This window comes from Streptomyces sp. 8K308, assembly GCF_004348315.1.
In the GTDB taxonomy this organism is placed as follows: Bacteria; Actinomycetota; Actinomycetes; order Streptomycetales; family Streptomycetaceae; genus Streptomyces.
Genome location: NZ_SMKC01000218.1, coordinates 1 through 12103, shown reverse-complemented (window position 1 = coordinate 12103; position 12103 = coordinate 1). Strand labels below are relative to the sequence as shown.

10 protein-coding genes are annotated in these 12103 nt (G+C 73.5%); 3 read left to right on the top strand and 7 right to left on the bottom strand.

What is annotated here, in order from left to right:
- Window positions 1-67 precede the first annotated feature (67 nt).
- The 3 genes from E1265_RS24845 to E1265_RS24835 form a co-directional block, all read right to left on the bottom strand.
- Window positions 68-3361 carry a S8 family serine peptidase gene (locus E1265_RS24845; RefSeq protein ID WP_132933238.1) on the bottom strand — a complete coding sequence of 1098 codons (3294 nt, stop codon included), beginning with the start codon at window positions 3359-3361 and terminating at the stop codon, window positions 68-70.
- Between the two features lie 165 nt (window positions 3362-3526).
- A complete protein-coding gene (locus E1265_RS24840; protein WP_132933237.1) occupies window positions 3527-4486 on the bottom strand; it encodes a hypothetical protein in 960 nt (319 codons plus the stop codon).
- 88 nt (window positions 4487-4574) lie between these two features.
- Window positions 4575-4928, bottom strand: a complete 354-nt coding sequence (locus E1265_RS24835) for a hypothetical protein (RefSeq protein ID WP_132933236.1) — start codon at window positions 4926-4928, stop codon at window positions 4575-4577.
- Between the two features lie 224 nt (window positions 4929-5152).
- Between E1265_RS24835 and E1265_RS24830 the strand changes: the two genes are divergently transcribed.
- Complete coding sequence (locus E1265_RS24830; protein WP_132933235.1) at window positions 5153-5551, top strand: hypothetical protein; 399 nt, start codon at window positions 5153-5155, stop codon at window positions 5549-5551.
- 65 nt (window positions 5552-5616) lie between these two features.
- On the top strand, window positions 5617-6114 hold the full coding sequence (locus tag E1265_RS24825; protein ID WP_132933234.1) for a nuclear transport factor 2 family protein: 498 nt from the start codon (window positions 5617-5619) through the stop codon (window positions 6112-6114).
- Between the two features lie 225 nt (window positions 6115-6339).
- Here E1265_RS24825 and E1265_RS24820 read toward each other — a convergent pair whose 3' ends face one another.
- The 4 genes from E1265_RS24820 to E1265_RS24805 form a co-directional block, all read right to left on the bottom strand.
- Entirely contained in the window at window positions 6340-7152 is an 813-nt protein-coding gene (locus E1265_RS24820; RefSeq protein ID WP_132933233.1) for a DNA-formamidopyrimidine glycosylase family protein, read from the bottom strand.
- Window positions 7152-7628, bottom strand: coding sequence for a ribose-5-phosphate isomerase (locus E1265_RS24815; protein ID WP_132933232.1), 477 nt, complete (start codon window positions 7626-7628; stop codon window positions 7152-7154). Before E1265_RS24815 ends, E1265_RS24820 begins: the two co-directional genes overlap by 1 nt.
- 21 nt (window positions 7629-7649) lie before the next feature.
- A complete protein-coding gene (locus tag E1265_RS24810; protein ID WP_132933231.1) occupies window positions 7650-8225 on the bottom strand; it encodes a biotin transporter BioY in 576 nt (191 codons plus the stop codon).
- 275 nt (window positions 8226-8500) lie between these two features.
- Window positions 8501-9130: a DsbA family protein gene (locus E1265_RS24805; RefSeq protein WP_132933230.1), complete on the bottom strand. Its 630-nt coding sequence runs from the start codon at window positions 9128-9130 to the stop codon at window positions 8501-8503.
- Window positions 9131-9279: 149 nt separating this feature from the next.
- Between E1265_RS24805 and pepN the strand changes: the two genes are divergently transcribed.
- On the top strand, window positions 9280-11874 hold the full coding sequence (gene pepN / locus E1265_RS24800; protein WP_132933229.1) for an aminopeptidase N: 2595 nt from the start codon (window positions 9280-9282) through the stop codon (window positions 11872-11874).
- Window positions 11875-12103: the final 229 nt, after the last annotated feature.

The window sequence follows — 12103 nt, the reverse complement described above, 5'->3', positions numbered from 1 at the left end:
CGCGACCATCGGCCGCGCGCCCGCCCCGGTTGATCGACCACGGTTCGTCGACTGGGGCCCCCGAGGGCTACGGCGCGGTGACCCGCTCGATGGACACGTGCCCGGTGCCGGTGACGGTGCCGGCCGCGTTGCGCAGCTGGACCTCGCCGAAGACCTGGCGGCCCTCGCCGGCGTCCGCCGCCGCCTCGGCGACGGTGACCTCGGCGGCGACGTCGGTCGACGCGCCGTTGGCCAGCTCGATCACGCGGTCGGTGTCGACGGCCACCGTGCCGAGCCCGGCACTGAGGTAGGCGTCCCGGTAGGCGAAGGTGGTGGAGCCGGACGGGACGGCGTAGCCGTGCACCTCGATGGTGTAGCTGCCGGCGGCCGGGTCGGTCAGCCTGACCAGCTCCTCGGCCGAGGAGCTGGTGGACTGGCCCACGAGCTCGCCGTCCCGGTACACGTACAGGTCGAGGTCGGCGCCCGGGTCGGCGGCCGAGCCGATGGTGACCTCGAACTCCGAGACGCCGTTGCCGAGTTCGACCTCGTTGGTGAGGTACTCGCCCGGGGCGATGGTCGGCGTGTCGCTGAACGCGGAGCCCAGTTCGCCGGCCGCCAACGAGCCCTGGAGCGGGGCGAACTCGTTGGTGGCCTCCCAGGTGACGGGCACCGGGGTGCCGACCGTGGCCTCCTCGACGGTCACCGTCTCCGGCTCGAAGGTGGTGCCGAGCGCGGTGGCGGTGAGCGTGTAGGGGTTGCTCAGCAGCGGCGAGGTGCGCCGCGACTCGACCTCGAACTCCCAGACGCCCGGGCTCGGGTCGTCGTAGGAGCGCAGGTCGGGCCGGCAGGTGTTCGCCGGGTTGTCGTAGTTGGGGTAGCAGTTGACCGTGGACGAGTCGTCCGCGGGGACGCCCTCGGGGGTGATGGCGATCCACCGGGTCTGGCTGCCCTCGGCGAGGCCCGACATGGCGACCTCCAGCGTCCTAGTGCCCTCGGGCACGGTGACGAAGTAGGAGGTCGACGCGTTGCGGGTGGCGGTGCCTGACTCGGTCAACGCGTAGTCGGGCGTGCCGAGTTCCTGGGGCACGATGACGGTGGCGAGGATGTGCTGGTCGACGCCCTGGGTGGCGCGGTCGTTGACGGTGAGGATGGCGCTGTGCGCGCCGGAGGACCGCGGCCTGGCCCGCAGGGTGACGGTCACCGGCTCGTTCAGCGGCAGCGCGACGCTGGACGACCCGAGGAGCCGGAAGGTGTCGTCGTGGTTGTTGGTCAGGGCCAGGTCGTGCCGCACCGACCGGTCGGGGCCCGTGGTGCGGACGATGGTGACCTCGTACTCCTCGGTCTCGCCCACGGCCGGAGCGCTCTCCCGGTCGTAGACGCCGGTGCCCTGGCCGGGGGTGGCCAGGTGCTCGGCCAGGGTGTGGTCGACGGGGGCCCGCACGGTGTACTCGTGGGCGGTGGCGCCGCGGGTGATCAGCCGCCAGGCGGCCGGGACGTCGACAAGGCCCGCGCCCTGCTCGTGCGCCTGCACGCCGCGGATCGAGTCGGCCGAGCTGGTCAGCGCGGTGCGCAGGTCGGCGGGGGAAAGGTCGATGTTCCGTTGGGCGGCGGCGGAGAGCAGCAGCGCGGCGGCGCCGGCGGCCTGCGGCGAGGACATCGAGGTGCCCTGGAGCATGCCGTAGCCGGGCGGCAGCGCGTAGCCGGCCTCGGCGACGGGGCTGCCGGCCTGCCAGGTCGGGATGGTGTTGATCGAGGCGCCGGGGGCGACCAGGGTGGGCTTGAAGCCGCCGTCGTCGCGCGGCCCGGCCGAGGAGAACGGCAGCATGTCGTACGAGGTCCGCACGCCCGAGCCGTAGTTGGCGGCCCAGGTCTCCCGGGAGATGCCGGCGCCGACGCTCACCACCAGGTCGGCGACGGACGGGTCGCCGACGGTGTTGGTGCCCGGGCCGTCGTTGCCGGCGGAGATGAACAGCTGGACGTCGTAGGTGGTGATCAGCTCGTTGTAGAGCCTGGCGCGGGCGTTGTTGCCGTCGTTGAGCGCCGGCAGGCCGCCGATGGAGACGTTGACGACGTCGACGTCGCGGTTGACGACGAGGTCGATCATGCCCTCGAACATGGCGGTGTAGGTGCAGCCGCCGCCGAACACGCAGGCGCGCGAGGAGACGACCTGGGCGCCGGGTGCCGCCCCGTTCATCTCGCCGCCGAACAGGCCGTTCGCGGCGGTGATACCGGCCACGTGGGTGCCGTGGCGGCCGGAGACGATGCCGATGTTGACGAAGTCGGCGGTCTGCCCGACCCAGTCGCCGCCGTAGGGGTCCATCGGCACGTCCTCGCGGATCTCCACGACGAACGGGATGGCCTCGGCGATCTCGGTGTCGGGGTCGTCGGTGCCGAAGTAGCCGACCTGGCCGCTGTCGCCGTACGGCCGCAGCTCGTCCTCGTCGGCGAAGTCGCCGTCGTTGTCGAGGTCGACGCGGACGGTGCCGGCCTCCGGGTCGTAGAGGACGGCCCAGCTGTCGGTGGTGTCGCCGTCGCGGTTGACGTCGCGGCCGATCTCGCCGACGGCGACGGACTCGCGGAAGGCGTTGATCAGGTACTCGCCCTCGGGCGCCGTGTACTGGCGGCCCGAGTAGACGAAGGAGGAGCCGGAGACGGCGGTGACCATCGCGCGCCAGGAGCCGTCGCCGTCGATGATCGGGTCGGTGGCGGTGACCCAGTCGGTGATCTTCGGCTCGCCGGTGGTGGTCTCCTGGAGCGCCGGGTGGGCGAGGTCGACGCCGGTGTCCAGGACGCCGATGGTGATGCCGCGGCCGTCCCAGCGGGGGTGGTCGTCGACGAAGTCGACGGCGCCGGTCTCGTGGGCCGGCTGGTAGGGGTTGACGGCCGGGGTCTCGGCGTCGGGCGCGGGGTAGGAACGCCCGGCGTTGCCCGAACCGTGTCCTGAGCCGGTCTCGGGCAGCGGATCGGGTACGGGGATCTCGTCGTTGAGGTCGATGGCGTGGACGGCGTCGAGGCCGATGGCCTCCTCGATGGCCTGGTCGGCCCGGCCGGTGCGCACGGTGACACGCACGTAGCCGATCTCGTCCTCGGTGAAGCCGACGGAGGCGCCTGGCACGTCGCCGACGGTCTCGGCGACCTCCTCGGTGGCGCCGGGCTCGGCGGCGATCATCATGGTGACGAACGGCTCGTCGCCCGCCTTGGCCTCGGCGAGCAGGGCGGCGTCCTGGGTGGAGAACTTCTCGCCGATGGGCTTGTCGGTGACGGGCGGGGGAACGTCGTCGGCGGCCAGCGCCGGGGTGATGCCGGCAAGACCGAGCGAGGCCACCAGACCGGCGGCCAGGGTGACGCGGGACAACGGTCTGTGACGTGATCTCAGTGACATGGACATCCTTGGTCGGTCGCTACCTGATCAGGATGACGGGTCATCCTACGGAAGTACCGGAATCCTGGCGTCACTTGTGGCCGACGTTGTCCCATTCCTATCGGTAACATTTGGGTTACTCGTATTTACCGCGGTAAAACCGGGGGCTCGGGTTTCCCGCGCCGCTCAACGGGGCAGCACCACCAGATAGTTCGCCGGCGGTCCGGCCGCCGCCTCGCGCAGCGTCGCCCGCACCCTGGCCGCCTCGCCGAGCGGGCACTCGCGCAGCCGCTGCGGCGTGACGCGCACGAGGCGCACGCCGATCGCGGCCAGCGTCCCGCGCCACTCCTCGTCGCCGCTCCCGCTCCGGTCGTCGATCTCCACCGCGACCCCCTGCGCCGGCCAGTAGGCGTCCACCGCGCCGAGGAAGGGGCCGTCCGGCAGCCAGAGCCCCACGTTCCAGCAGGGATCCGGCAGCCGGCCCAACCGCACGGCGTCCAGCAGCCGTTCCTCGGAGACCGACCGCCCCTCGGCCAGCAGCGTCCGCACCGCGCCCGCCACCTGCGGCCGGCCGAGCAGCCGGGCCCTGGCCAACTCCCGCAGCACCGCCGACGCCTCGCAGTGCCCACCCCGCACCGCCTCGGTCAACAGCCGCCGCGCCGTCGTCGCGTCCGAGATCCGTCCCACCGCGTCGGCCAGCGCCCGCTCCACAGGCGCCACCGGAAAACCGGCCAACTCCACGGCCATGGGCAGCACCTCGGTCCGCACCAGACGAGCGAGCCCGGCGGACCGCAGCCGCCGCGTCCTGGGCACCAGCACGTCCATCCGGTCCAACTCGCCAAGCGACGGCGCCCCGTTGAACCCGTGCAGCGCCAGCCCCGCGAGCCCCGTCACCACCGCCTCGCCGTCCCGGCCCCCGATGTAGCCCAGCACCGCCCGCAGCATCTCATCGCCGCTCGGCGGCCCCGCGTGCAGCAGGAAGACGCCGGGCAGCGGCATCTGCCACGGCCCCCCGGGACGGCACCGCTCGTGCGCGGCCGCCACCGGCACCCCGTGCCGCCGCAGCTCCCGCGCCGTCATCACCGACCGAGCCCCCTCGGCGAGCTCTCGCAACGGCCGGGGCACCAGAGGCGTGTTCTCACTCATGCGCCACCGATTACCCCTTGTCGACGCCCGGCTCCACCGCTGTTACCCGGCTGTGGGCGAACGGGGACCAAGCTGCCGGAAATGGACATCAGTTCGGGGCGCCCGCGCTCCGCCCGGGCAGCAGGAACGCGGCGGCGAGGCCGCCGACGACCACCACCGCCTCGCCGACCAGCAGGGCGCCGAGCATTCCGGAGGCGAAGGCGTCGCGGGCCGCCCCCGCCAGCCGCTCGCCGGCCGGGCCGCCGAGCTGCTCGGCGGTGGCGAGGGCGGCGGCCAGCGAGTCGCGCGGCGCCTCGTCGCTCGTGGCGTCCTCGATCTCCGCGCGGTAGACCGTGTTGAAGGCGCTGCCCAGGGCCGCGATGCCGAGCACGCCGCCGAGCTCGCGGGTCAGGTCGTTGAGCGCGGAGGCGACGCCCTGCTTGCCGCGCGGCAGGGCCGCCACGATGGTGTCCGTGGCCGGGTGGCGGCGAAGGCGATGCTGGCGCCGAGGAGCGCGGTGCTGCCGAGCACCGGCCAGGAGCTCGCGCCGTCGGCGAGGACGCCCATGAGGCCGAGACCCACCCCGATCACCGCCATGCCGCCGCCGACCACCACGCGCATCCCGTACCGCTGGGCGACGGGCGGGGCGAGCGGCGAGAAGCCGAACGCGACCGCCGCCTCAACGAGTTGACGGCCCGCCGGCGCGACGCCCGGCGTCGTACCTGGTGCGCGCCCTCGTCGAGACCGGCGCCAGCCTGGTCCACCGGCACGGCCCACACGGTCCGCGCGTCGCACGGGCTCGTCGGCCGCGTCGACTGCGAGCCCGACCCCCGGGTCCGCCGGCTCTTCGCCGACGAGGTCAGCCCCGTCGAGGGCCGCTACCTGCGGGCGCTGACCGCAGCCCTCCCCGAACTGCCACCGGACGAGGTGGCGCTGCGCTACCGCGCCATGATCGGCCTGCTCGCCCTCCACCAGTCCGGGCCCCTCGCCAGCCTCTCGCCCGACCCGGCCCCGGTCGCACCCGACACGGACTCCGAGCGCCTGACCACCCTCCTCACCGCCGCCTTCACCGCGCCGTCGACCTGAGGCGGACGCCACGAGACGTCCGACTTCCGCCAGCGCCTCGCGACGCCGGGCACGACGCTGGTGGCATGACCGACGCACCGACGACGACCGACTCGATGGCCGTGCTCACCGGCATGTACGCGGCCGAGGCCGACTACCTGGCGGCCGGCGGGCCGGGCAGGGCGTCCTTCGCCCCGCTCGCCCCGTACTTCGCCCCCGACGTCGTGCTGCACCAGGCCGACGCCCTGCCCTACGGCGGCACCTGGCGCGGCCACGCCGGCCTTGAGCGCTTCTTCCTCGCGATGAGCCTGGCCTGGGAGACCTTCGACATGGTGGAGCAGGAGTTCCTCGCCACCGGCGAGACGGCGGTCGTCCACACCCGGGTCCGTGCCCGTGCCCGCGCCACCGGCCGCGAACTCGCCTTCCCCATCCTGCAGACCATCACCATCGAGTCAGGCCGGATCGCCCGCGTCCGCCCCTTCTACTGGGACACCGCCGCGATCGCCGAAGCCTGCGCGAGCCCCGCCGCGGCGGAAGGGCGGGCCACGGCCAGGCACGGCGCATCAGACAGACAGGCGGGGTGACGGACCGGCTGCTCGCCGGCGGCGAGAGCGTCGACCACGCGCCCACAACCGCGCCCGCCGCCCTGCGCCTCACTGTCGCCGAACGCGGCGCCGCCTTCCGCGGCGAGCGTTCGCGCTCTGTTGAGCGGTCGGCTCAGCCGTCCCGGTCGGCACGGCGGCGCTTCGCCGCAGGCCATCGGGACCGACGCGCCGGTCGCCGGCGCGGGTTCCGTCGGGGCGCGCGCGTCAGCACGCCTGACAGGACGGACACCAGAACAGGTTGCGTGCCGCCAGCGTCGCGGTCGCGACCTCGGTGGCGCAGACCAGGCACGGCATGCCGGCGCGGCGGTAGACGTAGACCTCGCCGCCGTGGTCGTCCACGCGCGGCGGTCGGCCCATGGCCTCCGGGGTGTGCTCGGCGCGCACCGTGTCGATGCGGTTGTTGCGCACGCCCTCCCGCATCAGGGCCACCAGGTCGGACCAGATCGCCGACCACTCGGCGAGGGAGAGGGAGCGCCCGGCCCGGTAGGGGTCGATGCCGTGCCGGAAGAGGACCTCGGCCCGGTAGACGTTGCCCACGCCGGCCACGACCTTCTGGTCCATCAGCAGCGCGGCGATCGACACCCGGCTGGCGGAGACGCGGCGCCAGGCCAGCTCCGGGTCGGCGTCGGCCCGGAGCGGGTCGGGGCCGAGGCGGGCCTCGATGGCCTCCTTCTCGGCGTCCGTGAGCAGCGCGCACGCGGTGGGGCCGCGCAGCTCCGCGTAGCCGGCGGCGCCCGCGAGCCGCAGCCGGATCTGCCCGACCGGGGCCGGCGCAGGACCGGTGCCGAAGGCGACCTTGCCGTAGAGGCCGAGGTGGACGTGGACCCAGCCGATGGGGCCGAAGCCCAGGAAGAGGTGCTTGCCGTGTGCCTGGGCTCCGGTCAGCGGCTGCCCGTCGATCAGCGCCGCGCCGTCCGCGAACTTGCCCTGCGGGCTGTCGGCCCGCACCGGCCGGCCGCCGCCGAATCGCGTCGAGTACTCGGCGGCGAGCCGGTGGATGGTGTGGCCCTCGGGCATCAGTGCCCTTCGGGGAGCGGCGGGAGGGTGCCGTCCTTCTCGTAGGCGGAGAGCATGTCGATCCGCCGGGTGTGCCGGTCGGCGCCCGAGTACGGGGTGGTCAGGAAGACCGCGACGAACGAGGTGGCCTCGTCCGCCGTGTGCATCCGGGCGCCGACGCTGAGCACGTTGGCGTTGTTGTGCTCACGGCCGAGCCGCGCCGTCTCCTCGCTCCAGGCGAGGGCACAGCGCACGCCGGCGACCTTGTTGGCCGCGATGGCCTCGCCGTTGCCCGAGCCGCCGATCACGACGCCCAGGGACTCCGGGTCGGCGGCCGTCCGCTCGGCGGCCCGCAGGCAGAACGGCGGGTAGTCGTCCTCCGCGTCGAAGACGTGCGGGCCGCAGTCGACGGGCTCGTGGCCGTGGTCCTTCAGCCAGTCGATCAGGTGGCTCTTGAGCTCGTAGCCGGCGTGGTCGGAACCGAGATAGACGCGCATGGGGACGAGTCTGTCACGTCCTCAGCCGCGCCGGCCGGCGAGGCGCCAGGCGGCCGGCAGCGCGCCCATCGCCAGCGCCGCCTTCAGCGCGTCGCCGAGCAGGAACGGCACCAGGCCGGCGTCGACCGCCTCCGCCGCCGACATGCCGGTGGCCGCCGCCAGGTAGGGCACGCCGACCGCGTAGGTGATCGCGGTGCCGACGGCCATGGTGCCGACGGTGCGCAGCACGGTGCGGTCGCCGCCCCTGCGGGCCAGCTCGCCCACGGCGGCCGCGGCCAGCGTCATGCCGATGACGTAGCCGAACGAAGGCATCGCCGCGCCCGACTGGCCCTCGGCGAACCACGGCATGCCCGCCATGCCGGCCAGCATGTACAGCAGCATCGAGGTCAGGGCGCGGGCCGGGCCGAGCGAGGCGCCGACCAGCAGCGCGGCGAAGGTCTGGCCGGTGACCGGCACCGGCGAGCCGGGTACGGGCACCGACAGCTGGGCCGCGACGCCGGTGAGCGCGGCACCGCCGACGATCAGCGCGGCGTCCCGGACGCGGGCCCGGGGGGCGGTGGCGGCAGGCAGTAGGTCGGCCAGCACGGCTGTGCTCATCAGATGACTCCGAACGGTGAGGCGGCAGGGGGGAAGGGGACCCCCTGACGCTAACCGAAGGGAAGGGCGATCTTCGCGTGGGTTTGCCGACATATCCACCCCAGGGCGCGTTGGTGGAAAGCGACAGCCCCACAGGTCGCCCGGTGATCAACTGGCAGGATGAGGCGACGCGTTACCTCCGGCCGGCGCCGGGGGCGCGCCGGCCGGCCCGCCGCCCGATCGTCTTCTCACCTTCACGGCGGGCGGCGGGCCGGGGACCCCGGGCGCGGTCGGCCTCAGTCGAACTGCGGCTCGGCGTCGCGGGTGCGCTTGATCTCGTAGAAGCCGGGCGTCGAGGCCACGAGCAGCGTGCCGTCCCACAGCCGGGCCGCCGCCTCGCCCTTGGGGGCCGGGGTGACCACGGGGCCGAAGAACGCTATCTGCCGGCCGTCCGAGCCGGGCACCGCGATCACCGGGGTGCCGACGTCCTGCCCCACCAGGTCGATGCCCTCCTTGTGCGAGGCGCGCAGCCGCTCGTCGTACTCCGTCGACTCGGCCGCGTCCGCCAGCGAGGCCGGCAGCCCCGCCGCCATCAGCGCCTCCTCGATCGTGGCCCGGTCACGCTCCTGCTTACGGTTGTGGAAACGGGTGCCGAGCTCCGTGTAGAGCCGGCCGAGCACCTCGGGGCCGTGCTCCTGCTCGGCCGCGACGCACACCCGCACCGGACCCCAGGCCGTCCTCAGCAGCTCGACGTACTCGGCCGACATCTCGTCGAGCCGCGGCTCGTTCAGGACGGCCAGGCTCATCACGTGCCACCGCACCTCGACCGGGCGGACCTTCTCGACCTCGAGCATCCAGCGCGAGGTCATCCAGGCCCAGGGGCACAGCGGATCGAACCAGAAGTCCGCCGGGGTCTTCTCCGACATCGGGTCTCCTCGGGTCTCCTCATGGGACAGGCGGTAACACCAGCCCGCAACACCGGCCGGGCCCCACACATTCCGCCCGTGCGCCGGTGCCGCGACCCGTGACATGCTGGCCGCGCCCAGAGCGAGCAGAAGGAGCAGAGGGAGCCCACGTGCCCGGAGAGAACCTGACCCGCGACGAGGCCCGGGAGCGGGCCCGACTGCTGACCGTGCACGGCTACGAGGTGGCGCTCGACGTGCGGTCGGCTGTCGAGTCGCCGCCGGTCGGCGGGGTCCGGACCTTCCGCTCCACCACCACCATCCGCTTCGCCTGCGCCGAGGAGGGCGCGAGCAGCTTCGCCGACCTGCTGGCTCCGACCGTCCACTCGGTGACGCTCAACGGCGTCGAGCTCCCCGTCGACGAGGTCTTCGACGGCAGCCGGGTGCTCCTCACGGGTCTGCGCGCGGAGAACGAGCTCACGGTGGACGCGGCCTGCGCCTACAGCCGGACCGGCGAGGGGCTGCACCACTTCACCGACCCCGAGGACGGGGAGATCTACCTCTACACGCAGTACGAGCCGGCCGACGCGCGTCGCGTCTTCACCAACTTCGAACAGCCCGACCTCAAGGCGCCCTTCACCTTTCGCGTCACCGCGCCCGCGCACTGGACGGTGCTCAGCAACGGCGCCGAGACCCGGCGGTCGCCGGCTCAGGACGACCCCGAGGCGGCCGCGGCGACCTGGCACTTCGCGACCACAAGGCCGATCTCCACCTACATCACGGCCGTCGTCGCCGGGCCCTACCACTACGTCACCGACCACTACGCGCGCGAGCTCCCGGGCGGCGAGCGCCTGGAGATCCCGCTGGGCGCGCTCTGCCGCAAGGGGCTCGCCAGGCACTTCGACCCGGAGGAGATCTTCACCACCACCAAACAGGGTTTCGACTTCTTCCACGACCACTTCGGCTTCCCCTACCCCTTCGGCAAGTACGACCAGGCGTTCGTGCCCGAGTACAACCTCGGCGCGATGGAGAACCCGGGCTGCGTCACCTTCCGCGAGGAGTACGTGTTCCGCGGCCGCACCACGCGGGCCGCGTACCAGGGACGGGCCAACACCCTGCTGCACGAGATGTCGCACATGTGGTTTGGCGACCTGGTCACCATGGAGTGGTGGGACGACCTGTGGCTCAAGGAGTCCTTCGCGGACTTCATGGCCGCCTTCTCGCTGGTCGAGGCCACCCGCTTCGAGGAGGGCTGGATCTCCTTCGCCAACCGCCGCAAGGCGTGGGCCTACCGGGCCGACCAGCTGCCCTCCACCCACCCGGTGACGGCCGACATCCGCGACCTCCAGGACGCCAAGCTCAACTTCGACGGCATCACCTACGCCAAGGGCGCCAGCGTGCTCAAGCAGCTGGTGGCGTACGTCGGGCGGGACGCGTTCCTCGAGGGCGCGCGCCGGTACTTCCAGCGCCACGCCTACGGCAACACCACGCTGGCCGACCTGCTGGCCGTGCTCGGCGAGACCTCGGGCCGCGACATGAGCGGCTGGTCCCGCGCCTGGCTCCAGACCGCGGGCGTCAACTCCCTCACCCCGCAGGCGACCTACGACGCCGACGGGCGCCTCACCGAGCTCGTCGTGCGCCAGGAGGCCCCGGAAAGCCACCCCACGCTGCGGCCGCACCGGGTCGCCGTCGGCCTCTACCGCGGGGCGGAGCCGGGCGGCCCGCTGGTGCGCTACGCGCGCGCCGAGGTGGACGTCGAGGGCGCCAGCACCGTGGTGCCCGCGCTGGCCGGCGCGGAGCGGCCCGAGCTGATCCTGGTCAACGACGACGACCTGACGTACTGCAAGGCCCGCTTCGACGAGGGCTCGCTCGACACCCTGCGGGCCAGGCTCGGCGACATCGCCGACCCGCTGGCCAGGGCGCTGTGCTGGTCCGCGCTGTGGAACCTGACCAGGGACGCGCTGCTGCCGGCCCGCGACTTCCTGGCCCTGGTGCGGGACTTCGGCGGCGCCGAGTCCGAGATCGGGGTGTTGCAGATGGTGCACGCCTGGGCGCACACGGCCCTCGTGCACTACACCCCGGCGGAGGCGCGGGACGAGGCCGCGCGCCGCCTGTCCGAGTCCGCGCTCCACCAGCTGCGGCTCGCCGCGCCAGGCAGCGACCACCAGCTCGCCTGGGCCCGCTTCTTCGCCTCCTGCGCCGCGTCCGACGCCGACTTCCGCCTGCTGACCGGCCTGCTGGCCGGCACCGCCCGGATCGACGGACTCGACATCGACCAGGAACTGCGCTGGGCCTTCCTCGAACCCCTGACCGCCAACGGCCACGCGGGCGAGGCCGAGCTCGCCGACGAACTGGCCCGCGACGACACGGCCTCCGGCAAGCGACACCACGTCCGCTGCCTGGCCGCTCGCCCCTCAGCCGAGGTCAAGGCGCGCGCCTGGGCCGAAGTGGTTGAGTCGGACGCGCTCTCCAACGCGCTGGTCGAGGCCACGATCGACGGCTTCGCGCAGCCGGGCCAACGGGAGCTGCTCGCGCCGTACGTGGAACGGTACTTCGAGGTGATCGAGGGCGTCTGGGCCAAGCGGACCATCGAGATCGCGATGGCCGTCGTGCGGGGGCTCTTCCCCGCGTACCAGGACCGGCAGGCCACGCTCGACGCGACCGACGCGTGGCTGACCACCCACGAGTCGGCCCCGCCGGCACTGCGGCGCCTCGTCCTGGAAGCCCGCGACGACCTGTCCCGCGCCCTCGCTGCGCGCTTGGCGTAAGCCACGGTCTCGCTGCGGGTTCGCTGCGCGCTTGGCGTCGGCCGCCGGGGCGCGGGCGCGCTCCGCGCGCTTGCGCTGGCGCGCGGCCGGCTTGCAGGGGCCCTGACGGCGGCTTCGCCGCTCGTCGGGCCCCTGCGGCGGTGTTGGTCTGCGGCGGTGTTGGTCTGCGGCGGTGTTGGTCTGCGGCGGTGTTGGTCTGCGGCGGTGTTGGTCTGCGGCCGTGCGGTTC